Origin of the sequence: Streptococcus sanguinis (assembly GCF_020729765.1) — a bacterium.
GTDB lineage: Bacteria > Bacillota > Bacilli > Lactobacillales > Streptococcaceae > Streptococcus > Streptococcus sanguinis_Q.
Genome location: NZ_JAJEPD010000023.1, coordinates 190495 through 216324, shown reverse-complemented (window position 1 = coordinate 216324; position 25830 = coordinate 190495). Strand labels below are relative to the sequence as shown.

The window sequence follows — 25830 nt, the reverse complement described above, 5'->3', positions numbered from 1 at the left end:
CTTATGATACGAGGCATCTGTTTAGGTGCCTTTTGGTGTATAATGAAGATAGGTTTGAAGTGCAGGATAAAGTTGGTTTAGGAGAATATCATGGTAAAAAATGCTGAAAATGTTTTAAAAAGGGTCATTAGGGAACGTCCCTTGGATAGTCACAAGGGTGACTACGGCCGTCTCTTATTGATTGGGGGGACCTATCCTTATGGGGGCGCCATTATCATGGCAGCTTTGGCAGCAGTCAATAGTGGGGCCGGTCTGGTGACTGTTGCTACAGACAGAGAAAATATCGCCCCTCTGCACAGTCATTTACCGGAGGCCATGGCCTTTGACATAGAGGAGCAAGACCGATTGACAGAGCAGTTGGCTAAATCAGATTTAGTCTTGATTGGTCCAGGCCTAGCAGAGAATCAACTAGGTCTAGATATCCTACAAAGTGTTGTCCAGACTGTGGCAGAACAGCAGATTCTCATTGTGGATGGCGGAGCCATCTCACTCTTTAGCAAAGCAGCTTTGCCATTTCCAAAAGCCCAAACAGTTTTTACCCCTCATCAAAAGGAGTGGGAGGGGTTATCGGGTTTGAACTTGTCAGATCAGACAGCGGCAGCCAATCAGGTGGCGGTCAATCAGCTACCTTTGGGCAGTATTGTCGTGCAGAAAAAGCATGGAACGACCATCTATCAAAGCGGACAAGAGCAAGTCTTTGAGTTGACAGTAGGCGGACCTTATCAGGCAACTGGTGGAATGGGGGATACGCTGGCCGGTATGATTGCCGCATTTGCGGGTCAGTTTAAGTCAAGCAGTCTCTTTGAGCGAGTGGCGGCTGCAACCCTTCTTCATTCCCTTATCGCAGATAAATTGGGTCAGGAAGCTTATGTCGTCCTACCAACGGCAATCAGCAGAGCTATTCCAAGGTGGATGAAGGAGATGAGTCAGTAGACTTTTTCTTAGGTTTTAAGTCAGCTGGGTTTCTTTTGTGGAAGCCCAGTTTTTTTCTAGCTTTTCAGGGGATTTTTAGACTTTGTAATCGGTTTTTTATGCAGTTTTTTGTTATAATAAAAGTTACGGAAAAACTAGAAATGAAAGGAAAAGGACATGCCAGAGTATTTGTCGGTTTCGACCTTGACCAAGTATCTGAAGATGAAGTTTGAGCGGGATCCTTATTTGGAGCGGGTCTATCTGACTGGCCAAGTGTCCAATTTCCGCCGGCGTCCTAATCATCAGTATTTTTCATTGAAAGATGAGAAGGCCGTCATTCAGGTCACGATTTGGTCTGGTGTCTACCAGAAGCTAGGCTTTGAGCTGGAAGAAGGCATGAAAATCAATGTCATCGGCCGGGTGCAGCTCTATGAGCCCAGCGGTTCCTATTCTATTATCATTGAAAAGGCAGAGCCGGATGGTATCGGTGCCTTGGCTATCCAGTTTGAACAGCTCAAGAAAAAACTGGGAGAAGAAGGGCTTTTTCAAGATAAATTCAAGCAAGCCTTGCCCCAGATTCCTAAGAAAATCGGCGTCGTAACCAGTCCCAGCGGAGCGGTCATCCGAGACATTATCACTACGGTCAGCCGTCGCTTTCCGGGAGTGGAGATTGTCCTTTATCCGACAAAAGTGCAGGGAGATGGTGCTGCAGCTCAGGTTGCTGACCACATCAGACTGGCCAATGAGCGGTCGGATTTGGATGTACTGATTATTGGCCGAGGTGGCGGTTCTATCGAAGATCTCTGGGCTTTCAACGAAGAGGAAACAGTTCGGGCTATTTTTGAGTCTCGGATTCCTATTATTTCTAGTGTCGGCCATGAGACTGATACAACTTTGGCGGACTTTGTAGCAGATCGCAGGGCTGCGACTCCGACGGCTGCGGCTGAACTGGCAACACCGGTCACCAAGCTGGACCTGCTGGGACACCTGCAGCAGCAGGAAAACCGCATGTCACGAGCGATTTCCAATCGCCTGAGCTATTATCGCGAGCGCCTGAATAAACTGACTCAGTCGGTTATCTTCCGACAGCCAGAGCGGCTCTATGATGGTCATCTGCAGAAGTTAGACCAGCTCAACCTGCGACTGAAGCAAAAAATTCGCGAATATTATAGTGAAGAGCAACAGCGGGTCAAAATCTTGCAGCATCGTTTGGAAGCATTGAATCCGCTCAGTCGCATTCAGCGTTTTCAAGAGCAGACTGCCCAGCTGGAGCGTTTGCTGCGCAGCAACATGGCAGTCATTTATGATAATAAGGTAGCTCAAGTCAGGAGATTGTCCGAGGCCTTGCTTATGCTGGATACCAGTCGAATCGTGGCGCGTGGCTATGCTATTGTCCAAAAGAATCAAAAGGTTGTCGAGTCAAGTGCAGGCATTGAAGAAAAAGATGAGCTGACCCTGCTTATGCGGGATGGGCAGCTGGAAGTAGAGGTAAAACATGTCCAAAGAAAAGAAATTTGAAGAAAATTTAGCAGACTTGGAAGTCATTGTCCAAAAGCTGGAAAATGGTGACGTAGCGCTAGAAGAGGCGATTGCGGAATTTCAAAAGGGGATGAAGCTTTCAAAGGAACTCCAGGCTAGTCTGGACAAGGCTGAAAAGACCTTAGTTAAGGTCATGCAGGCAGACGGCACAGAAACGGAAATGGAATGACAAGAAACGAGAAACTGGAAAAAATCGGTCTGACGATTGAAGATTTTTATAAATCTCAGCAAGTTTCGCCAGATTTGTCTGAAGTTATTTTGTACTCGGTGCAGGCAGGCGGCAAGCGGATTCGTCCCTTATTGCTATTGGAGTTGATTCAAGCTTTTGGCCTAGAGCTGGCTGAGGCCCACTATCAGGTCGCGGCGGCTCTTGAGATGATTCATACTGGCAGTCTTATCCATGATGATTTGCCAGCTATGGATGATGACGACTATCGTCGCGGCCGCCTGACTAGCCATAAGAAGTTTGGAGAGGATATGGCTATTTTAGCAGGTGATTCTCTCTTTTTGGACCCCTATGGACTATTGGCAAGGGCCGAGCTGCCTAGTCAGGTCAAGGTGGACTTGATTTCTGAGTTGTCTCTGGCAGCAGGGAGCTTTGGTATGGTCGCAGGACAAGTTCTGGATATGCAAGGCGAAGGCCAAGCAATTAGTTTAGAAGATTTAAAAATCATCCATGCCAATAAGACGGGTAAGCTACTGACCTATCCTTTTGTCGCAGCTGGTTTGATTGTTCAGGCTCAGCAGTCTGTTCAAGACAAGCTTCGTAGGATTGGAGAACTCTTGGGCTTGGCCTTTCAAGTGCGGGATGATATTTTGGATGTGACAGCCAGCTTTGAAGAGCTGGGTAAAACCCCGCAGAAAGATTTAGCTGCGGCCAAGTCGACTTATCCAGCCTTTCTAGGACTGGATGGGGCTAAGAACTTTTTCAATCAGACCCTTGATGAAGCTGTGGACATTCTGAAAGACTTGGAAGAAAAGACAGAGTTTTCAGGCGGAGAAATTCAAAAGATAATAGAAAGTTTGAGATTGAATGGCTAAGGAAAGAGTAGATGTGCTGGCCTACAGACAAGGGCTCTTTGAGACCAGAGAGCAGGCTAAGCGTGGTGTAATGGCTGGACTGGTTATTGCTGCAGCCAATGGCCAGCGCTTTGACAAGCCTGGTGAAAAGATTGATGCAGCCACAGAGCTGCGCTTAAAAGGCGAAAAACTCAGATATGTCAGCCGAGGCGGCCTCAAGCTAGAAAAGGCTTTGCAAGTGTTTGATATTTCGGTCACTGACCGAGTGACCCTAGATATCGGAGCTTCGACCGGCGGTTTTACAGATGTCATGCTGCAGCACGGAGCTAAGCTGGTCTATGCAGTGGATGTCGGTACTAATCAGCTGGCTTGGAAGCTCAGACAGGATGAACGGGTTGTCAGCATGGAGCAGTTTAATTTTCGCTATGCCCAAAGGACTGACTTTGAGCAGGAGCCGAGCTTTGCTAGTATTGATGTTAGCTTTATATCGCTGAGGTTGATTTTGCCAGCTCTGCGTGAGATTTTGGCTCAGGATGGCCTAGTGGTCGCCTTGATCAAGCCCCAGTTTGAAGCGGGACGCGAGCAGATTGGGAAAAAAGGGATTATCAAGGATAAAAAGGTCCATCTGGCAGTTCTGGAAAAGGTCACAGCATTTATGATGGAGGCTGGCTTTTCTGTCAGGGGACTGGATTTTTCACCTATTCAGGGCGGTCAGGGCAATGTGGAATTTCTGGCCTATTTAGAAAAAAGCATAGAGCCGCAGCCTCTTGATTCAGCTATGATGACAGCTGTTGTAGAGGCAGCACACAAGGAATTTAAGGATGAATAAGAAGGATAGATTAGAAAAGATTAGACGCTTTGTCAGTGACTATGACATTGGCACACAGGAGGAAATTGTAGAACATCTCAGGGAGTCTGGGATTACAGCGACGCAGGCTACGGTCTCTAGGGATATCAAGGAGCTGGGCATTGTCAAGATACCGCTCAAGGACAACACTTATATCTACGAGCTACCTAAGACCATGACCAGCAGTCTGGGCTTGGCCGAAAATAACATCCTGTCCTGTCAGGTTTTGGGAAATATGATCAATCTCAGTCTGGTACCGGGGAGCACAGCACTGGTCAAGCGCCATCTTAGAAATAAATTTGCTGAAGATATTTTCAGTATCTTGGCAGACAACGACAGTATTTTGATGGTTATGATGACAGAGGAAGCGGCTGCAAAGGTTGCAACCATCATTCACCATTGGTAGGAAAGCCTATGTTATTAGAAATTTCGATTAAAAATTTTGCCATTATTGAGGAGATATCCCTTAATTTTGAGCAAGGAATGACGGTTTTGACCGGGGAAACCGGAGCCGGCAAGTCTATTATTATTGACGCGATGAACATGATGCTGGGCAGCCGTGCTACGACGGATGTTATTCGTCATGGGGCACCCAAAGCTGAGATAGAGGGACTTTTTTCGCTGGAAAATAGCAGAGCTTTGCGAGAGATTTTTGAGGAGCAGGGCTGGGAGTTGACCGACGAGCTGATTATCCGTCGAGAAATTCTGCAAAACGGCCGCAGTGTCAGCCGTATCAATGGCCAGATGGTTAATCTGTCTGTTCTAAAGGCTGTCGGCCAGCATTTGGTGGATATCCATGGCCAGCATGATCAGGAAGAATTGATGAGACCTCAGCTTCATATTGCCATGCTAGATGAGTTTGGAACAGCAGACTTTTTGCATCTCAAGGGTCGCTATCAGGAAACCTTTGACCGCTATCGAAGCCTGCGCAAGCAAGTCCTGACTTTGCAGAAAAATCAGCAGGAGCATAAGGCCAGGATTGAGATGCTGGAGTTTCAGATGGCGGAGATTGAGAGCGCAGCCCTCAAAAGCGGTGAAGATACTGCCCTGCATCAGGAGCGGGACCGCTTGCTCAACCACAAGCTCATTGCAGATACGCTGACGAACGCCTATACCATGCTGGATAATGAAGATTTTTCCAGTCTGACCAATGTCCGCTCAGCTATGAATGACCTTGAGTCTATCGAGGATTACGATCCAGCCTACAAGGAGCTTTCAGGCAGCTTGTCAGAGACTTATTATGTCTTAGAAGATGTCAGCAAGCGCCTAGAGGATATTTTAGATGGACTGGACTTTGACGGAGAACGGCTGCTGCAGGTGGAGAGTCGCCTAGACTTGATTAACAGCATCACGCGTAAATACGGCGGACAAGTAGATGATGTGCTGGATTACTTTGCTCAGATTTCTAAAGAATACAGCCTTTTAACTGGAAGTAACTTGTCCTCAGAGGATATGGACCGAGAGCTGAAGGTCTTGGAGAGAGAGCTGGTAGAGCTAGCTCAGGAGCTAAGTCAGGCCCGTCACGGCCTAGCAGCCCAGCTGGAAGCGGAAATCAAGCAAGAGCTGCAGGACCTCTACATGGAAAAGGCGCGCTTTAAAGTGCAGTTCAGTAAGGGCAAGTTCAACCGTGAAGGCAATGAACAAGTAGAGTTTTACATCTCAGCAAATCCGGGCGAGGATTTCAAACCTTTGGTGAAGGTTGCGTCTGGCGGGGAGCTCTCCCGTCTCATGTTGGCTATCAAGTCTGCCTTTTCTCGTAAGGAAGGCAAGACCAGCATTGTCTTTGACGAAGTGGATACGGGCGTTTCTGGTCGAGTGGCCCAAGCTATTGCTCAGAAGATTCACAAGATTGGCTCCAACGGCCAAGTCTTGGCTATTTCCCATTTGCCGCAGGTTATTGCGATTGCCGATTATCAGTTCTTTATTGAGAAGATTTCGGATGAGAATTCAACCGTCTCAACGGTTCGCTTGCTGACGGCTGACGAGCGTGTTCAGGAAGTTGCTAAGATGCTGGCTGGCGAAGATGTGACGGAGGCTGCTTTGACTCAAGCCAGAGAATTATTAAAGAAATAAACAATCGAGACTGAGACACTAGTGTTTCGGTCTCCTTTAGGAGGTGACGAGTATGACAGAACATTTTGCAATCGGTGATGTCCATGGCAAGGCTGGTATGCTGGATGAGCTGATCCAGCATTGGGACGGTCGCAGCCAACTAGTCTTTCTAGGGGACTTGATAGATCGTGGCGAGGACAGCCGAGCGGTTTTGGAGCGGGTCAAGGATTTAGTGGATCAGAAAGGAGCTATCTGTCTTTCTGGCAATCATGAGTATATGTTTCTGACCTGGCTGGATAATCCTGAAAAGTCTTATGACCACTACCGACGCAATGGCGGAGATACGACGATTAATTCGCTTTTAGGCCGACCTCTTAATGCTCCTGTAGATGGAGTAGCAGACGCGGAACGTGTCAAGACGGAGACGGCCAATTTAGTAGATTTTATTCGCCAGATGCCTTTCCTATTGGAGACGGAACAGTACATTTTTGTTCATGCTGGTCTAGATTTGGAGCTGAAAGACTGGCGAGAAACCAGTGATTATCAAAAGGTTTGGATTCGTGCTCCTTTTCACGAAGGCAGCAATCAGACTGGCAAAACGATTGTCTTTGGCCATACACCGACATTTTACCTCTTGCATGAAGCGCCAGGTACTAAGCAACTATGGATGACTGAGGATGGCAAGATTGGAATGGATGGCGGAGCTGTCTATGGAGGAGTCCTCCATGGAGTTCTCTTTGGCCATAATGGCATTATAGAGCAGTATGCTATAAAAAATGATGGTTTGGTAGCTGAAGACTGAAAAAAGATTGGGAAAATCCAATCTTTTTTTGCTGAGTTTCTCTTTGAAAACCAGCTTTTTCCCAAAATTTTCCCCAATAAAGCTAAAAAAAGCGGCATGTAAACACTTTTTCATCTATTTTTAAAGAAGCGCAAAAAGATTAAAAAACTAAAACAAGCAGATTAAATTTAGGAAACGCTTGGACCGAACTATGATTTTAGCGAATATTCCCCCACAAAACCATAAAAATTTGGTATAATGTAGTGTAATAACAAGTTAAAATTTAGATACAGAGTAGGAAATCTATGACAAAAATAAAAATCGTAACTGACTCATCTGTAACCATTGAACCGGAGGTTGCTAAGGAATTAGACATTACAATTGTGCCTCTCTCTGTTATGGTGGACGGGGTGGTCTATTCGGATGCAGACCTAGCGGAAGGTGAGTTCCTTCGTCTTATGCAGTCTAGTCGCAATCTTCCTAAAACCAGCCAACCGCCTGTCGGAGTCTTTGCTGATGTTTTTGACCGCTTGGGAGAGGATGGAGCACAGATTATCTCCATTCACATGTCTCATGCCTTGTCAGGGACTGTCGAAGCAGCCCGTCAGGGAGCGACTTTGGCTAATGCTGATGTGACGGTTGTTGACAGTTCTTTCACTGATCAGGCTATGAAGTTCCAGGTCACTGAAGCAGCTAAACTGGCCAAAGAAGGAGCTAGCCTAGAGGAGATTCTAGCTAAAATTGAAGAATTAAAGGAAAAGACAGAACTCTATATCGGTCTCTCTACCTTAGAAAATCTGGTTAAAGGAGGCCGCATTGGTCGAGTTTCTGGTCTGATTAGCTCCTTGCTGAATATCCGGGTCATCATGCAAATGAAGGACCATCAGCTGGAGCCCATTGTCAAGGGGAGGGGAGCTAAGACCTTTAAGAAATGGCTGGATGATTTGACAGCAAGTCTACAAAACAAGCAAGTGGCTGAGATTGGAATTTCCTATGCTGGCGGTCCAGAATTGGCCCAGGAAATGAAGGAAAGTTTACAGCTGTATGTCAAGAAACCTATTTCAGTGCTGGAAACAGGGTCCATTATTCAGACACATACTGGGGAAAATGCTTGGGCTGTGCTGATTCGTTACGAATAAAACCATAATAATTTAGAAAATAGCGGTTTAGTACTTGACCTGAATGCTTTTTTTAGATATGATAATATTTGTTAGGGTTATTAACCCAGAAAAAATTTGGAGGATTTGTTAAATGGCTAACAAACAAGATTTGATCGCAAAAGTAGCAGAAGCTACAGAATTGACTAAAAAAGATTCAGCAGCAGCAGTTGACGCTGTATTCGCAGCTGTAACTGAGTACCTTTCAAAAGGTGAAAAAGTTCAACTTATCGGTTTTGGTAACTTTGAAGTTCGTGAGCGTGCAGCACGTAAAGGCCGCAACCCACAAACTGGTAAAGAAATCAAAATCGCAGCTTCTAAAGTACCAGCTTTCAAAGCAGGTAAAGCTCTTAAAGACGCTGTAAAATAATTTTGGTTAATAAAGCCTGATACACTTGCCTCTGGCGAGTATGTCAGGTTTTTCTTTTTGCTCTCATTTCTTGAGTTTAGCAAAGAAAGTTGGCTTTTCGGGAAAGTTAATTTATGAACTTCCTTGGAGTTTTTATTTTGCAAAGAAGTGAAGGAAATTGTCTCTAAACAAAAGAAAATGATAAGAGATAAACATTTTTAAAGACTTAAAATAAAAAGTTTAAAATTTTAGCAAAAGTGCTTTTAAATCATAGGTGTTTATGATAAAATGAAGGGAGCATTTCTTTTTGTGTAATGATTGCGAGATCATTGAAAAAGTTTAGGAGGTAAGAAATGAAATGGAAACCACTTCAGGGCTCACTGCGCCCTGTTAATCCTTATGGCAGCAAATTTCGCCTGCTGATGGGATTGTTTGTCGTGCTTTTTTCAATCTTTCTACTCCCCATGCAGACATTGTCTGCCTTGGAGGAGCTGAAGGATGGAACGGATTTGTCCAAGTTGAATATTCATAAGTTTGACTTGAATGTTAACAATGTCAGTGTTCTTTCTAAGTCAGAGGCGATTGAACAGGTTCATCTGACTAATCCAAACTATGAGTATCTGGGAGCGGTTTATCCTGGAGAAATGGAAAATTTTACCATCAAGGTAGACAAGTCTCAAAAAGCAGATCAGGTCTTTAATAAGCCGCTTTCTCTTAAGTTTTCTAATGTGGGAACAGCTTATGGAAAACAAGTAGATGCCTATCTGACTTTTAATAAGGTAACACTCCACTATCTGAACTCATCTACAGCAGAAGCTCAGATGAATGATGCTCAAAAAAATGCAGTTGAATTTTTCTCTATTTCAGAGTTGTGGGAAAGAAGCGCTTTTGAGATTGGGAATATCCCATATGTGGATGCTGCCCATAATAACATTATGAACAAAGCTTTCTGGGTGGAGGCTGATGTTACAGCAGAGCTACGCTATGCGGATGGTTCGGATACAGATTTGAAGTTGGTTATGAAACCGACTGACATTGATGTAGTTGACGGCTTTGGTCTAAAAGAGTCTTTCTATATTAATGATTATAAAAATGCTGTTGATAAGCGCTTGATGAACAATGCCAATGCTTTGAATCAAACAGATCAGAGCGGTCGGACAATTTGGGAAGCAACGACTTCAACTAGCGGTGCTGCTAATGAAAACAACATCTCTGGTTTGGCCGTTCGTTCTGCAGATAACACATTGAATTTCGGTTATTTATCAACAGAAGCTTGCTCGGCAGTCTTTGGTCTTTATATTGAAAAAGTTGATCCCAAGCCTGTCTTAGAAGTGGATCCAGTTAAGATTCCAGCTAAGGAAGGTCAAGAGGTGACTTATAAGGGAACCTTCAAGATTCCAGTTCCTGGTAAGGATATTTTGGCTACCCCGACTACTATTGAGATGACTGAAACCTTTAACGAGCGTCTGGATTACAAGGAGCTCAAGGTTGAGGCTGGCGGTAATGCCTTGCAGGAAGGTCGTGATTACACGATTGAAAAGAAAGGCCAGACCGTTACGGTCAAGATGACACCTGAGTATGTTAAAGCAAATTCTTCTCAGGATATTGTCATTACGTACAAGACTGCAACCAATCAAAAGGTAGCAGAAAAGGGTGCTGCAACGATTGCAAATACCGTGACTTTAAAAGTAGATAATCTTTCAGCACCATCTAATCAAGTTACTACTGACTTGCTCTATGAAAAGAAACATGAATTTGTCAGTGGCACTGCTGGTAAGGAACTCCCGCAGGAAATCAAAGACCTAACACCAGAAACAGAAAAGAATCTGGAGAATGGCACTAAGGCCACGCCGACACAACTGGCTAAGACGGAAGTGCAGACCGCCGATGGCACTTGGACCTTTAAGTCTTACGACAAGGCAGAAGAGACGATCAACGGAGCGGATGCTCACTTTGTCGGCACTTGGACCTTTACACCAGCGCCAACTTATAAGGCGACCCATGAGTTCGTCAGTGGTACAGCAGGTAAGGAACTGCCCCAAGAAGTGAAATCCTTGCTTCCAGCCGACAAACCTGATTTAGCAGATGGTACTAAGACCACCCCGACACAGCCAACTAAGACAGAAGTGAAGACCGCTGATGGTACTTGGACCTTCAAGTCTTACGACAAGGCAGAAGAGACGATTAATGGAGCGGATGCACACTTTGTTGGAACATGGGACTTTACTCCAGCGCCAACTTATAAGGCGACACACGAGTTCGTTAGTGGAATAGCAGGTAAGGAATTGCCCCAAGAAGTGAAATCCTTGCTTCCATCCGACAAGCCTGATTTAGCAGATGGCACTAAGGCCACTCCAACCCAGCCAACTAAGACGGAAGTGCAGACCGCCGACGGTACTTGGACCTTCAAGTCATACGATAAGAACGAAGAGACCATCAATGGGTCAGATGTGAAGTTCGTCGGCACTTGGGACTTCACCCCAAATCCAACTTATAAGGCGACCCACGAGTTCGTTAGTGGAACAGCAGGTAAGGAACTGCCCCAAGAAGCGAAATCCTTGCTTCCATCCGACAAGCCTGATTTAGCAGATGGCACTAAGACAACTCCAACACAACCAGCGAAGACAGAAGTGAAGGTAGCAGACGGTACTTGGACCTTTAAGTCTTATGACAAGGCTGAAGAGACTGTCAATGGAGCGGACGCTCACTTTGTTGGTACCTGGGACTTTACTCCAGCTCCAACCTATAAGGCGACACACGAGTTCGTTAGTGGTACAGCAGGTAAGGAATTGCCCCAAGAAGTGAAAGCTTTGCTTCCAAGCGATAAATCTGATTTGGCAGACGGCACTAAGACCACTCCAACGCAACCAGTCAAGACAGAAGTTGAAACATCTGATGGTAGCTGGAGCTTCCAGTCATATGACAAGAACGAAGCAACCATTAATGGTGCAGACGCTAAATTTGTTGGCACTTGGACGTTTGTGGCGAAGCCTAGTTCAGCGTCAACCTATAAGGCTATACATGAATTTGTCAGCGGCACAGCAGGTAAGGAATTGCCACAGGAAGTGAAATCCTTGCTTCCAAACGATAAATCTGATTTGGCCGACGGTACGAAAGCTACTCCAACACAGCCAGTCAAAACGGAAGTGAAGACAGCAGATGGCACATGGAGCTTCCAATCATATGACAAGAACGAAGCAACTATTAATGGTGCAGATGCTAAATTTGTTGGAACTTGGACGTTTGTGGCAAAATCTAGTCCGGCACCAACTTACAAGGCGACCCACGAATTCGTTAGTGGCTCAGCAAGTAAGGAATTGCCTCAGGAAGTGAAATCCTTGCTTCCAGCCGACAAGCCTGATTTGGCAGATGGCACTAAGGCCATTCCAACCCAGCCAGTCAAGACAGAAGTGAAGACCGCAGACGGCACTTGGACCTTCAAGTCATACGATAAGAACGAAGAGACCATCAATGGAGCGGATGCGCACTTTATCGGTACTTGGACTTTTGCAGCTGACTCAACTACGCTTACTGGCAGTGTGATCTGGATTGATAATGATAACGGTGCAGGTCGCCGACCACAGAGTGTCCTTGTTCACTTGCTTGCAGATGGACAGGATACAGGCATCAGCGTAACTGTTGATGAGGCGATGGGCTGGAAATACAGCTTTGAAAACTTGCCACGCTTCAAGGATGGGAAAGAAATCATCTATAGCGTCCGCGAGGACGAAGTGGATGGCTACAGCAATCAAGTTGAAGGTATGAATGTAACCAATCGCTTGCTTGTAGATGCTCAAGTTAAAGAGATTGGCAAGAAACGAATTCTGCCTAAGACCGGCCAAGATACATCTATCTGGATGCTAATTCTTGGGTTCTTGACTCTTGGAGGAGCAGTTGGCTTGACCAAACGTCAGCGTGACTAAGATTAAGCTTCAGTAAAAAGCTTTGAAAATCTAGAATATATGAAAAGTCTGTTGTCTCAACTTTTGTTGGGAATAGCAGGCTTTTTATTTTTCAGGGAAAGATAAGCATTATAAGCAGTCAAATGCTTGAATTTTTTATAAAATTAAAAATGAGCTTGTATTTTTCTAGCAAATATGGTAAACTATTTTAGCAAAAAATTATACAAAGGAGACTGTTGATGAAGACAAAAACATTAGCACTCGTAAATGGACTTGTTGGACTTATTGGTGGTATTATTCTACTTTTGTGGCCTTTCTTCATTTGGGTTATTTATTTTATGCTAGGTGTATTTGACATCCTTAAAATTGCAATCCTAGCTTTGGGGATTACTGGTATTGTCTACTATAAGGATGACAATCGTGTGGGACCAGCAGGCTCTATCTTGATGATTGTAGGTGGAATTTTTACCTTTAATGACTTCTTGGGCTGGATTGGTGCTATTCTTTCTATCATAGGCGGTTCCCTTTATTTAGCAAGCTTGAAGAGATTCCAAGCATAGAGCGAGGATTGAAAAAAATACTAGTTTAAAGCTTGCATTGCCTTAAATGGATAAGCAATCATGCAGAAGCAGGATGCTGAACTTTGGTTAGTTCTGTCCTGCTTTTTTTCTTTTTAGCTTATTTACAATCATTCTTAATAGCCAAGTAAGCCTAGTCATGGTATAATGGTAATGACTTAGATGAGAGGCTATAACGGAGTAAATAATGAAACAAGAACATCAGCATGATTTTGACCAAGTAATTGGCCATTTGCGCGCCAAGGGCGTGCGTATTACAGAAACGCGGAAGGCGGTAATTGACTATATTATCCAAAGTCACGACCATCCTAGCGCTGAAATGATATATCAGGACTTGAAGCCCAATTTTCCTAATATGAGTCTGGCAACAGTTTATAATAATCTCAAGGTTCTGATTGATGAGGGTTTTGTCGCTGAGCTCAAGGTTCGCAATGATACGACGACCTACTTTGACTTTATGGGCCATCAGCATCTCAATGTCATCTGTGAAAAATGCGGCCGTATCGCTGATATGGAGCTGGAACTTCCAGATGTGAAGCATGAGGCTGAAGTGCAGACTGGCTACCACATCACCCAAAGCCAAACGACTGTCTATGGCCTATGCCCCCAATGCCAGCAAGAAGGGGTGTGACTGCGAGGATGATTAGCAGCTTTTTGGAGTCTAAAGACGAACAAGGTTGTGACTCGCTTCGCAAATTCAATCTGCAACTTCAAAGCAGTACTTGAGCAATCAGCTACTGCGTCAAGATTCTATTTCTAATAAAAAAAAGGCTAGAATTTATGTCTCTTAGCCTTTTTCTATGTGTTTTAGCAAGGCATGTTCGCAGGACAAGGATATCCTCTGAGCTTAGAGATGTTGATACCTAGTCAAGTACAGCACTTAGCAAGATCAGATATTTTGAGCACAACCCCTTATATACTTATGCTATTATTTTACAGGCCAATTCTCTTTTGATATAATGAAAGCAGAATAAAGCCTTGTACAAAGAGATTCAAAGAGTTCTGAAGGATTTACAATATAGGTAAATTCGTCATAAGTCTGTAGTATCGAAATCTTTAAGGTGTATTACTTTGTGGGTAGGGTAGATTTTTAGGAGGTCTTATGTTCTGGTAGAGAAAGAAATGGCTGGATGAGTTGTCAGACAGTGATGAATCGCCTCTTTTGGAATGCCGTCATCTTCTCTTTGAAGAGGAAGCTGGCTATCCCATTTGTCCTTCTTGCGGCAAGCTAATAAAGGGAAATCTTCCTCAAAAAAGTGTGGATCGCTCACGTCTTTTTCTGATTTATCAAAAAGTGAAGCGAGTATGGAGTGTCAAAATTGGAATTGCTTCGACACTGCTCGTTATCATTCTATCTTATTGGTTGCCACAGGTTATAGGTGGCTGGTTTCTATGGACAGGCGACTATGGATTTAGTAGATTTATTCCTTCTAGTTCTCATAATCCCACCTTATTTAGTGTGACACTTTTTGGCTACATTCCCTTATTTATCCTTTTTGTAGCAAGAGAGCGTGTTAAGCGATTTTTTACCTTCTCTTTGAGGATTGAGCATTTTCATAAAATTCTTTATTCTTGGCCAGTTCAGCTTACTCTCTTTATCTTTGTTATCATCTTATTAAGTGCTTATATGCCTAAGTTTTACGAAATGGAAGGAGAATCGTTGATTGTCAAGCAAATTCAGCTAACTTCGGCCCAGCATGCTAAGGGTGTAGAACTTTTCATCTTTGTCAATATGCTCTCCATATGGATTGTATCTGCCTTACTGCTTATTTATCAGTTGATAGACAGGCGGCGGACTTGGTGGCTTAAGGAAGCCAACGAGGTTTATCTATCTGGTGGGTGTTAGGGCAAAGGTTTCTGCTCGGAAATACAAAAGCGCTTTCTTGTTGAAAAAGGTCTGATTTGACGAAATAGGCTAGCTTTTTAGGCGAAAATTTTGTAAAATAGAATAGATAAACGGGGGTTTCCTCGGAAAATAAAAGGAGAATCCATCTAATGGTAAAATTAGTTTTTGCTCGCCACGGTGAGTCTGAATGGAACAAAGCGAACCTTTTCACTGGTTGGGCTGATGTTGACTTGTCTGAAAAAGGTACACAGCAAGCAATCGACGCTGGTAAACTGATTAAAGAAGCTGGTATCGAGTTTGACCAAGCTTACACTTCAGTATTGAAGCGTGCGATTAAGACAACTAACCTTGCTTTGGAAGCAGCTGATCAGCTTTGGGTACCAGTTGAAAAATCATGGCGTTTGAACGAGCGTCACTATGGCGGTCTGACTGGTAAAAACAAGGCAGAAGCAGCTGAGCAATTTGGTGATGAGCAAGTGCATATCTGGCGTCGTTCATACGATGTATTGCCTCCAAACATGGATCGCGATGATGAGCACTCAGCACACACTGACCGTCGTTATGCTTCACTGGACGACTCAGTTATTCCAGATGCTGAAAACTTGAAAGTGACACTTGAGCGTGCCCTTCCATTCTGGGAAGACAAGATTGCTCCAGCTTTGAAAGATGGCAAAAATGTCTTTGTAGGTGCACACGGAAACTCTATCCGTGCTCTTGTGAAGCACATCAAACAATTGTCTGACGATGAAATCATGGACGTGGAAATTCCAAACTTCCCACCATTGGTATTCGAATTTGACGAAAAATTGAACGTAGTAAAAGAATACTACCTTGGAAAATAAGCTTAAAGGAATCTGAGATTATTCTCAGGTTCTTTGCTTTTCCAGAGAGGAAAAATGAGGCTTGCTGGAAGCCTTGTCAGCAAGTCTTTTAGGTTCAGTAGTTTGGCAGCTTTCCTCTTAACTCGTCCATATTTTCAGATTTTCTATCAGTTTTGAAACATTCATCTAGCTGGATTTATGGTAAAATAAAGGTCAGAACTTTTACTAGAATGAGAGAGAAGATGGCAAGGAAGAAGAGAAAATTTGACAGTCATTCCATCACCAGAAGGCTTTATCTGCTGTTTGGAATCGTGATGCTTTTGTTTTTAGCCTTGATTGCTCGTCTGGGCTATATGCAGGTGGTCAATCAGGACTTTTATACAGATAAGTTGGCCAAGGCCAGCAAGACCAAGATTACCACTAGCTCAGTGCGTGGGCAGATTTATGATGCTACTGGCAAGCCCCTGGTGGAAAATACGACCAAGCAGGTGGTGACCTATACACGGGATAATCGTCTGACGGCTGGAGAGATTCGAGCGACAGCTCAAAAGCTCCTGACCTATGTCGGTGTCAGCGATACAGAGGTGACAGACCGCCAAGAGGTGGACTATTATTTGGCGGACAGCGCAGTCTATCAGGAAGTAGTGGAAAAGCTACCCAAGGACAAGAAATTTGATACAGATGGCAACCGCCTGCCTGAGTCCAAAATCTATAAGGCGGCAGCTGAGAGCATTGACCCTAAGCAGCTGGGCTATACGGATGAGGAAAAGAAGGCCATCGTTCTCTTTAGTCAGATGAATGCGATTTCCAACTTTGCGACGGGGACCATCCAGACAGATGCGCTAACAACAGAGCAGGTAGCTGTACTGGCTTCCAGCAGCAAAGAGCTGCCAGGTATCAGTGTCTCAACGGGCTGGGACCGCAAGGTCTTGGATACCTCGCTGGCTTCTATCGTGGGTAATATCTCGACAGAAAAGACTGGACTTCCGGCTGAGGAAGTGGATGATTATCTGAAAAAAGGCTACTCTCTCAATGACCGGGTGGGGACCTCCTATCTGGAAAAGCAGTATGAGTCAGTTCTGCAAGGCAAGCGAGCTGAGAAGGAGATTCATCTAGATAAAAATGGTAATATGGAGAGTGTGGAAAATATCTCTGACGGTAGTAAGGGTGACAATCTCAAGCTGACGGTAGACTTGAGCTTCCAGCAGGGAGTGGAGGACATTCTCAAAAATGCCTTTAATGCGGAGTTGGCTAGTGGCAATGCGACTTACTCTGAGGGTGTCTATGCCGTAGCTATGGATCCCAATACTGGCGCCGTCTTGGCTATGGCAGGCATCCGGCACGACCTGGAAACAGGAGAAAGCTCAATCGATGCTCTGGGGACCATGACTAATGTCTTTGTTCCGGGATCTGTTGTCAAGGCTGCAACATTGACCTCGGGCTGGGAGAATAATGCCATTAGCGGCAACCAAGTCCTGACAGACCAACCGATTAGCTTTGGCGGTACGGACAGCATCACCTCTTGGTTTACCCAGTATGGTTCACGTGCTATCACAGCCCAAGAGGCCTTGGAATACTCTTCCAATACCTATATGGTGCAGGTAGCGCTGAAGATGATGGGAACGCCTTATTCTGCGGATATGAAACTGGATTTTGATGAGCTGGATCCGTCCATGAAAAAGCTGCGCTCGACCTTTGCAGAGTATGGTCTGGGAACTTCGACAGGGATTGATTTGCCAAATGAGTCCACAGGTTATCTTCCAGATAAGTTTACCTTTGCTAACTATCTGACCAATTCGTTCGGCCAGTTTGACAACTATACAACGCTTCAGCTGGCTCAGTATGCCTCAACAGTAGCTAATAATGGTAAGCGTGTGGCTCCGCATATCGTTGAAGGCATTTACGGCAACAGTGACCAAGGAGGACTCGGTGATTTGGTGCAGAAAATTGATACCAAGGAGCTGAACCAGGTCAATATCTCTGACGAGGATATGAGCATTATCAAGCAAGGCTTCTATCAAGTGGTTCATGGCAGCAGCGGCTTTACGACTGGTCGGACCATTTCTCAGGGAGAGAGCGTGCCAATCAGTGCCAAGACTGGTACGGCTGAGACCTTTGTGGACAAGGGCAAGAAAGAAGCCATCAATACCAATGTCGTGTCTTATGCACCGAGTGAGAAGCCGCAGATTGCGGTGGCGGTGGTGTTCCCTCACAATACGAACCTATCTTCTACTGTCAGCCACAGTATCACTCGCGATATTATCAATCTTTACAACCAACAACACCCTATGAATTAGTGCTCAATGAAAATCATCAGCAAACGGAGAAAGCTAAAGCTGTCAGTGCTCAAGTGAAGCAATCTGGTTTGAGGAGATTTTTTGAGAATAGAGAAAGGATTTTATGCTTTACCCAACCCCTATTGCCAAGCTGATTGACAGTTTTTCAAAGCTGCCCGGCATTGGCATCAAAACAGCCACTCGACTGGCTTTTTACACCATTGGCATGAGTGATGACGATGTCAATGAATTTGCCAAGAATCTGCTGGCTGCTAAGCGTGAGCTGAGCTACTGCTCTGTCTGCGGCAACCTGACGGACGAAGACCCTTGTGCAATCTGCCAAGACCAGTCGCGCGATCAATCGACTATTTTGATTGTTGAGGACAGCCGAGATGTATCAGCCATGGAAAATATACAGGAATACCGCGGACTTTATCATGTCCTGCACGGCTTGATTTCACCTATGAATGGCGTTGGACCGGACGATATCAATCTCAAGAGTCTGATTACTCGTTTGATGGATAGTGAAGTGACGGAGGTTATCGTCGCAACCAATGCGACTGCGGATGGCGAAGCGACCTCCATGTACATCTCACGGGTTCTGAAGCCCGCTGGGATTAAGGTGACTCGCCTAGCGCGTGGTTTGGCGGTTGGCTCCGACATTGAATATGCGGACGAGGTTACGCTAATTCGCGCTATCGAAAATCGGACGGAATTATAAACGTCAAGGATTTTTCTGGCTCTAGCTGGCTGGAAGAGTCCTTTTTTCTGTTCAAAAATGCTGGGAATTGTGATATACTAAAACGGACTGATACAGAAGCTTCTGCTTGGAGGACTTGACTAGCTAGGTAGATGTAAAATCAAGCTTTTTAGGTTGTTTTATTGCGAGCTGGCAGCTTTTGTAAATCGTACTATTTTTAGAAAATGATAGGAAAAATCATGGCAAAACAAAGATTGATTTTATTGTATGGCGGACGCAGTGCAGAGCGGGAAGTTTCGGTTTTATCAGCTGAGAGCGTCATGCGGGCTGTCAATTATGATAGATTCTCGGTGAAGACTTACTTCATCACCAAGGATGGAGATTTTATCCAAACTCAGGAATTTGAAGCAAAGCCAGCGGCTGATGAGAAGCTGATGACCAATGCCACAGTTGATATGTCTCAGAAGATCAAGCCCAGCGATATTTACGAAGATGGAGCAGTGGTCTTTCCGGTCCTGCATGGTCCCATGGGCGAAGATGGCTCTATTCAAGGCTTCCTAGAAGTGCTCAAAATGCCTTATGTCGGCTGTAATATTTTGTCTTCTAGCCTAGCCATGGATAAAATTACGACCAAGCGAGTGCTGGAATCGGCAGGCATTGCCCAAGTGCCTTATGTAGCGCTGGTTGATGGAGAGGATCTAGAGCAAAAGATTCAAGAAATCGAGGAGAAATTGACCTATCCAGTCTTCACCAAACCTTCCAATATGGGCTCTAGTGTCGGCATTTCTAAATCGGAGAACCAAGCAGAACTGCGTGCTTCTCTGGACCTGGCTTTCAAATACGACAGCCGGGTACTGGTTGAACAAGGAGTGACGGCTCGCGAGATTGAGGTTGGACTTCTGGGCAATGTTGACGTCAAGAGTACCCTGCCTGGAGAAGTGGTCAAGGACGTGGCTTTTTATGACTACGAAGCCAAATACATTGATAATAAGATTACCATGGACATTCCGGCCAAGATTCCAGATGAAGTGGTGAGCCTGATGCGTCAAAATGCAGAGGCCGCTTTCCGAGCTCTGGGCGGTCTGGGGCTGTCCCGCTGTGATTTCTTCTATGCAGAAGATGGTCAGGTCTTCCTTAATGAGCTCAATACCATGCCAGGTTTTACCCAGTGGTCTATGTATCCATTGCTTTGGGAAAATATGGGGCTGGCTTATCCTGACTTGATTGAGAAGTTAGTTGGTCTAGCTGAAGAGGCATTTGCTAAGAGAGAGGCGCATCTTCTCTAAAATATGATATAATAGAGGGGCTGAAAATTTTCGGTCCTTTCTTTTTGTGAGCAAACCGAAAAACGAGGAAGAAGTATGATATTAGATTTATATGAAATTGCAGAAGTCCTGTCTGCGAAAAATGATGTGACTCAGTTTGAAAATGTTGCGCTTAGAAATGCTGAGTTTGACAGCCGCTTGATTGAGTCGGGTGACCTTTTTGTGCCACTCAAGGGGGCGCGTGATGGCCATGACTTTATCCCAACAGCCTTTGCTCAGGGTGCTGCTGCCACCTTATCTGAGCATCCAGTGGCAGAGGGGGCTTATATCTTGGTCGATGATGTCCTGACGGCCTTTCAGCGCTTGGCCCAGTATTATCTGGAAAAGATGCAGGTGGATGTGCTGGCGGTGACAGGCTCCAACGGTAAAACGACGACTAAGGATATGCTGGCTCAGCTACTAGCAACCAGCTACAAGACCTATAAGACACAAGGTAATTACAATAACGAAATCGGTCTGCCTTACACGGTTCTTCACATGCCTGAGGACACAGAGAAACTTGTCTTAGAAATGGGGCAGGACCACTTGGGCGATATCCATCTCCTGTCTGAACTTGCCAAACCTAAGACAGGCATTGTAACTCTGGTTGGAGAAGCCCATCTGGAATTTTTCGGCAGCCGAGCTGAAATTGCCCAAGGCAAGATGCAGATTGCGGACGGTTTGAGAAAAGATGGTCTCTTGATTGTTCCGGCGGATAAGATTGTCAATGAATTTCTGCCAGTAGACTGCAAACTAGTTCGCTTTGGTCCTGATTCGGATATCTTCCTGAAGCGTCTGGAAGAGCGCAAGGACAGCTTGAGCTTTGAATGCAACTTTTTAGAGCAAAGGATTGACCTGCCTGTGACCGGTAAGTACAATGCGACCAACGCCATGATTGCGGCCTATGCAGCTCTGCAGGAGGGTGTATCTGAGGCGGCAATTGCTCAAGCCTTTTCTGAGCTGGAGCTGACCCGCAATCGAACGGAGTGGAAGAAAGCTTCCAATGGCGCAGATATCCTATCGGATGTCTACAATGCCAATCCAACAGCCATGCGCTTGATTCTGGAGACTTTCTCGACCATTCCGGCTAATCCAGGCGGACGAAAATTGGCAGTGCTGGCGGATATGAAAGAGCTGGGAGCGGACTCTAAGTCCATGCATGGCTCGATGATTACCAGTCTCAATCCAGAAATTGTGACCGACCTTTTCCTTTATGGACAGGACATGGAAGCTCTCTATGACTATGCCAAGGAGATTTACCCGCTAGGCAAGGTCCATTACTTTATCAAAAATGACGAGAAAGACCAGTTTGAACAGCTGACCAAAGCTGTCAGAGAGAAGCTGACTCCTGCCGACCAAATCCTTCTCAAAGGCAGCAATTCCATGAATCTGGCTAAGCTGGTAGAGGATTTGGAAGATGGAAACTAAAGAAGCTGCAAAAACCATTCAACGTCTCCTTTCTATTACAGAGACAGGTCTAGCATTTAGTCGTGATGAATTTGATCGAGAGCGTTACTTAGAACTCCGTCAGCTTTTGGGACACCTCCTGGCTGATTGGTCAGATTTGGATGGGAAAGAATTGGCAGAGCTGTTGCGCCCAACAGACTTTTATGCCACTCCCTTGATTGATGTCCGAGCTGTACTGGTTCGAGACGGAAAAGTCTGTTTGGTCAAGGGTAAAAATGAGAAAACTTGGGCTTTACCAGGCGGCTTTTGTGAAGTCGGCCTATCTCCTAAGGAAAATATCGTCAAGGAAGTCCAAGAAGAAACGGGATTTAATGTTTCTGTTTCTCGTCTGCTTGCAATTTTTGATACTAATAAATTTCAATTTCAGAGTAAGCAATATGCTAAACTGGTCTTCGAGTGTCAGATAGAGGATGGAGATTTTCAGCCTAATACAGAAATAGAAGACTTAGCTTTCTTTGATATCCAATCTTTACCAGAATTATCTTCTAAGCGGACGACAAAAGAACAGTTGGAAATCCTTTGGGAGATTTATCAAGGAGATAGAGAACAGTATTTGGATTAGTTAAGTAAGTTTCTGGTATACTTTTTGTCTGAAAAAGCTAGAGATTATTGCAAAAACAGGCAAACTCAGCCTTGTTCAAACCTTATATTAGAATGGGAGCCTAGGAGATGGGAATAAGAGATATGTTTACAACCTATAAAACCGAACCGCCTCAACTGGGACTTTGGTATTTTGTTCTTTTGGGGCTGGTCTTTGCGATTATCTGGCTTTCCTATCGCTACTACAATCGGAAGCCTTACCAGCAGCTATTTGTCGGTATGCAAGCTTGCCAACTTATAGGCCTCTATTCTTGGTATATGCTGACTGCTGCCCCGCTGTCTGAGAGTCTGCCTTTTTATCATTGCCGCCTGGCTATGTTTGCCTTGCTGTTTCTGCCTAATCGTTCAGTGTATAAATTTTATTTTGCACTTTTGGGGACTTTTGGCTCTATTGTAGCCTTTATTTATCCGATTTTTGATCCTTACCCTTTTCCCCATATCACTATTTTGTCCTTTATCATCGGTCATCTAGCGCTTTTGGGAAATTGTTTGATTTATCTTTTCAGATATTATCATACTTTCTCTATGAGCTGGCAGCGAGTGGTGTGGACGACCTTTATGATGAATGCTTTTTTGCTTGTTATCAATATGTTGACAAAGGGTTCTTATGGATTTCTTACAGATCCGCCGCTTGTTGGCAATCACGGGCTCCTGCTCAATTATCTGCTTGTCTCAATCGTCTTAAGTGTAGCAGTCTGCCTGGTTTCTGAAATTTTTAAGCGCGTGGAGCAGACCAAGACAGTCACTCTAACCTAATCATCTCATGGAGGATTTATGAAAGATTTTTTAACTACGACAAAAACGGTGGCACCGCCTATCTCGATTTTATGGTATGCTGTGATGATTGCTCTGGTCTTGCTGTCTATTTGGAGCTCGCTCAAATACCATGATAATCCGCGTTTTGTCAAGGCTTTTAAGTGGATTCAGATTGCTCAGCTGCTGATGCTTTATAGCTGGTATTTTGGTTTTCGGATTCCCTTTACCAATAGTCTACCCTTTTATCATTGCCGCCTGGCTATGTTTGCGGTGGTCTTTTTGCCAGACAAATGGCGCAGTAAGCAGTATTTTGCTCTTTTAGGAGCCAGCGGAGCGGTCTTTGCCTTGGGCTATCCAGTTTTTGACCCCTATGATTTCCCGCACATTACCAGCTTCTCTTTCCTAATTGGCCACTATGCTCTCTTGGTTAATTCCTTGATTTATCTGATGAATCACTACGACAAGAGCCTGCTCAAGAAATACATGATTGTAGCTTACACCTTTGGGCTCAATCTTTTCCTAGTCGGCGTTAATCAAGTGACCGGAGGTAATTACGGTCTGCTAAAAAGTCCGCCTTTCATCCCTAATGCCCCCCTATGGATAAAGTACCTTCTTGTGTCGGTCATCCTTTCTCTGGCTCTGGTTCTCTTTGATATATTATTTAAGAAACGGTGGAAAAAGCAGTTAAGTCTGATCCGCAGTTAATTCAATTCAAATTCATAGCTCCTGTCAAGTTAATATGGCAGGAGTTTTCAGTTTTATCATGACTTGTCTTGCTTCTAGTAACAAATGAACTGTTTGTCTATCAACTCTTTGAGCTGGTCGAGCTAGACGCTTTGTTCGTGAAATGAAATGCTTCAAATTTTGGGATTTCTTAAAGCTAACGGACAAAGGGAAGGAGACTTTGTCCTCTATCTCTTGAAACGGAATAAGGCCATTTTTTCCATGACAGCTGAAGAGAAAGAAGAGTTGGAAACCAGAAAAGTGCCTGCTCTGTTTACTGGGTTTGAACTAAATCTTTGCAATTTGTGCCATTGTCAGGGTTTAAAGGAAATTTCATTGACATAGGAGAATAGAATCGCTCGAAAGGGCGATTTTTATCTTCTTTAGATAATTGAAAAAAAGCGCTAAATCCGCTATAATAGGTAGGTTGAAAGGATTGAAATACTTCGATGTAAAATAAAAAACAAATACTAAGATTCGCCATTATCCTAAATGAAAGAAAGAGAAGAAGATGACTTTACAAGAAGAAATTAAGAAACGCCGGACCTTTGCCATTATCTCCCACCCGGACGCGGGGAAGACGACCATCACGGAGCAGTTGCTCTACTTCGGAGGCGAGATTCGTGAAGCTGGGACGGTCAAGGGGAAAAAGACGGGTAATTTTGCCAAGTCTGACTGGATGGATATCGAGAAACAGCGGGGGATTTCAGTGACTTCCTCTGTCATGCAGTTTGACTACGATGGCAAGCGGGTCAATATCCTGGATACACCAGGGCACGAGGACTTCTCAGAAGATACTTATCGGACCTTGATGGCGGTGGATGCTGCGGTTATGGTTATTGACTCTGCTAAGGGTATTGAGGCCCAGACCAAGAAGCTCTTTGAGGTTGTCAAGCATCGTGGCATTCCAGTCTTCACTTTTATGAACAAGCTGGATCGTGACGGTCGCGAGCCCTTGGACTTGCTAGAAGAACTGGAAGAGATTTTGGGTATTGCCAGCTACCCGATGAATTGGCCGATTGGGATGGGGAAGAGCTTTGAAGGTCTTTATGACCTCTACAATGAGCGGCTGGAGCTTTATAAGGGTGAGGAGCGCTTTGCAACTCTGGCAGAAGGTGACCAACTTTTTGCTTCCAATCCTTTTTATGAGCAGGTCAAAGAAGATATTGAGCTCTTGAGCGAAGCTGGAAATGAATTCTCAGAAGAAGCAATTTTGGCTGGCAAGCTGACACCTGTTTTCTTTGGCTCAGCCCTGACCAACTTTGGCGTCCAGACTTTCCTGGAAACCTTCCTTAAGTTTGCTCCGGAACCGCATGGCCATAAGAAGACTGATGGCGAGGTAGTCGAGCCACTCAGCCCAGACTTTTCAGGCTTTGTCTTTAAAATTCAGGCTAATATGGACCCGCGCCACCGCGACCGTATCGCCTTTGTCCGTATCGTTTCTGGCGAGTTCGAGCGCGGTATGAGTGTCAACCTGCCTCGCACTGGCAAGTCTGCCAAGCTATCTAATGTTACCCAGTTTATGGCTGAGAGTCGTGAGAATGTGACCAATGCTGTGGCTGGTGATATTATCGGGGTTTATGATACAGGGACTTATCAGGTCGGTGACACCCTGACTGTAGGCAAGAATAAGTTTGAATTTGAACCTCTGCCAACCTTTACTCCAGAGATCTTTATGAAAGTTTCAGCTAAGAATGTCATGAAACAAAAATCCTTCCATAAGGGGATTGAGCAGCTGGTACAAGAGGGAGCCATCCAGCTTTATACCAACTACCAGACAGGCGAGTACATGCTGGGCGCTGTCGGTCAGCTCCAGTTTGAGGTCTTCAAGCACCGCATGGAAAATGAATACAATGCTGAAGTGGTCATGAATCCTATGGGCAAAAAGACTGTCCGCTGGATTTCACCAGATGACTTGGACGAGCGTATGTCTTCTAGCCGTAACATCCTAGCTAAAGACCGCTTTGATCAGCCAGTCTTTCTATTTGAAAACGACTTTGCCTTGCGCTGGTTCGCGGACAAGTATCCAGATGTTAAATTGGAAGAGAAGATGTAACGTACTAAGATTGCTTGGCTACATAGTAGTCTAAGCAATCTACGCCATGTCCTATGGGACCATGGCTAAGTACCTTACTAACTGCGTTTGGCAAATAAAATCGATTTGCCAAACTCCGTGTCGTAACGCATTGTTTGCCTGATT

The 25830-nt window shown here is 44.8% G+C and carries 24 protein-coding genes; all 24 read left to right on the top strand.

Translation table 11 applies throughout. The features are described from left to right. Positions 1-90: 90 nt before the first annotated feature. The 24 genes from K4H96_RS02730 to K4H96_RS02620 all read left to right on the top strand — a co-directional run bounded on the left by K4H96_RS02730 (position 91) and on the right by K4H96_RS02620 (position 25686). Complete coding sequence (locus tag K4H96_RS02730; RefSeq protein ID WP_002896142.1) at positions 91-933, top strand: NAD(P)H-hydrate dehydratase; 843 nt, start codon at positions 91-93, stop codon at positions 931-933. Beyond that, positions 909-1145 (top strand): hypothetical protein, encoded by a 237-nt coding sequence (locus tag K4H96_RS12320; protein WP_002896141.1) that lies wholly within the window; start codon positions 909-911, stop codon positions 1143-1145. Before K4H96_RS02730 ends, K4H96_RS12320 begins: the two co-directional genes overlap by 25 nt. Continuing rightward, entirely contained in the window at positions 1090-2430 is a 1341-nt protein-coding gene (xseA, locus tag K4H96_RS02725; protein ID WP_223337513.1) for an exodeoxyribonuclease VII large subunit, read from the top strand. The genes K4H96_RS12320 and xseA overlap by 56 nt, the downstream gene beginning before the upstream one ends. Further along, entirely contained in the window at positions 2408-2620 is a 213-nt protein-coding gene (locus K4H96_RS02720; protein ID WP_002896137.1) for an exodeoxyribonuclease VII small subunit, read from the top strand. Before xseA ends, K4H96_RS02720 begins: the two co-directional genes overlap by 23 nt. Continuing rightward, positions 2617-3492 carry a polyprenyl synthetase family protein gene (locus K4H96_RS02715; RefSeq protein ID WP_223337514.1) on the top strand — a complete coding sequence of 292 codons (876 nt, stop codon included), beginning with the start codon at positions 2617-2619 and terminating at the stop codon, positions 3490-3492. The genes K4H96_RS02720 and K4H96_RS02715 overlap by 4 nt, the downstream gene beginning before the upstream one ends. Further along, positions 3485-4300, top strand: a complete 816-nt coding sequence (locus K4H96_RS02710) for a TlyA family RNA methyltransferase (protein ID WP_223337515.1) — start codon at positions 3485-3487, stop codon at positions 4298-4300. Before K4H96_RS02715 ends, K4H96_RS02710 begins: the two co-directional genes overlap by 8 nt. Beyond that, the gene (locus tag K4H96_RS02705; protein ID WP_223337516.1) at positions 4293-4724 is read left to right on the top strand and encodes an arginine repressor; all 432 of its coding nucleotides are present in this window, start codon (positions 4293-4295) and stop codon (positions 4722-4724) included. The genes K4H96_RS02710 and K4H96_RS02705 overlap by 8 nt, the downstream gene beginning before the upstream one ends. Positions 4725-4732: 8 nt before the next feature. Continuing rightward, positions 4733-6391, top strand: coding sequence for a DNA repair protein RecN (gene recN, locus K4H96_RS02700; RefSeq protein ID WP_223337517.1), 1659 nt, complete (start codon positions 4733-4735; stop codon positions 6389-6391). Between the two features lie 52 nt (positions 6392-6443). Continuing rightward, positions 6444-7172 carry a metallophosphoesterase gene (locus tag K4H96_RS02695; RefSeq protein ID WP_002915678.1) on the top strand — a complete coding sequence of 243 codons (729 nt, stop codon included), beginning with the start codon at positions 6444-6446 and terminating at the stop codon, positions 7170-7172. 284 nt (positions 7173-7456) lie between these two features. Beyond that, on the top strand, positions 7457-8290 hold the full coding sequence (locus K4H96_RS02690) for a DegV family protein (protein ID WP_223337518.1): 834 nt from the start codon (positions 7457-7459) through the stop codon (positions 8288-8290). A 112-nt stretch (positions 8291-8402) separates the two neighbouring features. Continuing rightward, positions 8403-8678, top strand: a complete 276-nt coding sequence (locus K4H96_RS02685) for an HU family DNA-binding protein (protein ID WP_002896125.1) — start codon at positions 8403-8405, stop codon at positions 8676-8678. 332 nt (positions 8679-9010) lie between these two features. After that, entirely contained in the window at positions 9011-12580 is a 3570-nt protein-coding gene (locus tag K4H96_RS02680; protein WP_223337519.1) for an LPXTG-anchored SHIRT domain periscope protein, read from the top strand. A gap of 218 nt (positions 12581-12798) precedes the next feature. Next, complete coding sequence (locus K4H96_RS02675) at positions 12799-13119, top strand: hypothetical protein (protein WP_002925541.1); 321 nt, start codon at positions 12799-12801, stop codon at positions 13117-13119. A 205-nt stretch (positions 13120-13324) separates the two neighbouring features. Further along, positions 13325-13768, top strand: a complete 444-nt coding sequence (locus K4H96_RS02670) for a Fur family transcriptional regulator (RefSeq protein ID WP_223337520.1) — start codon at positions 13325-13327, stop codon at positions 13766-13768. Positions 13769-14263: 495 nt separating this feature from the next. After that, entirely contained in the window at positions 14264-14983 is a 720-nt protein-coding gene (locus tag K4H96_RS02665; RefSeq protein WP_223337589.1) for a hypothetical protein, read from the top strand. 149 nt (positions 14984-15132) lie between these two features. Beyond that, positions 15133-15825, top strand: coding sequence for a phosphoglycerate mutase (locus tag K4H96_RS02660; RefSeq protein ID WP_002898001.1), 693 nt, complete (start codon positions 15133-15135; stop codon positions 15823-15825). Positions 15826-16034: 209 nt separating this feature from the next. Beyond that, on the top strand, positions 16035-18101 hold the full coding sequence (gene pbp2b, locus K4H96_RS02655; protein ID WP_223337521.1) for a penicillin-binding protein PBP2B: 2067 nt from the start codon (positions 16035-16037) through the stop codon (positions 18099-18101). Positions 18102-18204: 103 nt separating this feature from the next. Beyond that, complete coding sequence (gene recR / locus K4H96_RS02650; RefSeq protein ID WP_223337522.1) at positions 18205-18801, top strand: recombination mediator RecR; 597 nt, start codon at positions 18205-18207, stop codon at positions 18799-18801. Positions 18802-19019: 218 nt separating this feature from the next. Further along, positions 19020-20066: a D-alanine--D-alanine ligase gene (locus K4H96_RS02645; protein WP_223337523.1), complete on the top strand. Its 1047-nt coding sequence runs from the start codon at positions 19020-19022 to the stop codon at positions 20064-20066. 75 nt (positions 20067-20141) lie between these two features. After that, on the top strand, positions 20142-21512 hold the full coding sequence (locus tag K4H96_RS02640; protein WP_223337524.1) for a UDP-N-acetylmuramoyl-tripeptide--D-alanyl-D-alanine ligase: 1371 nt from the start codon (positions 20142-20144) through the stop codon (positions 21510-21512). Further along, the gene (locus K4H96_RS02635) at positions 21502-22113 is read left to right on the top strand and encodes an NUDIX hydrolase N-terminal domain-containing protein (RefSeq protein WP_223337525.1); all 612 of its coding nucleotides are present in this window, start codon (positions 21502-21504) and stop codon (positions 22111-22113) included. The genes K4H96_RS02640 and K4H96_RS02635 overlap by 11 nt, the downstream gene beginning before the upstream one ends. Before the next feature lie 107 nt (positions 22114-22220). Then, on the top strand, positions 22221-22907 hold the full coding sequence (locus K4H96_RS02630) for a YwaF family protein (RefSeq protein ID WP_223337526.1): 687 nt from the start codon (positions 22221-22223) through the stop codon (positions 22905-22907). 18 nt (positions 22908-22925) lie between these two features. Further along, entirely contained in the window at positions 22926-23612 is a 687-nt protein-coding gene (locus K4H96_RS02625; protein WP_223337527.1) for a YwaF family protein, read from the top strand. 529 nt (positions 23613-24141) lie between these two features. Further along, the gene (locus K4H96_RS02620; protein WP_002915665.1) at positions 24142-25686 is read left to right on the top strand and encodes a peptide chain release factor 3; all 1545 of its coding nucleotides are present in this window, start codon (positions 24142-24144) and stop codon (positions 25684-25686) included. The last annotated feature ends 144 nt before the right edge of the window (positions 25687-25830 follow it).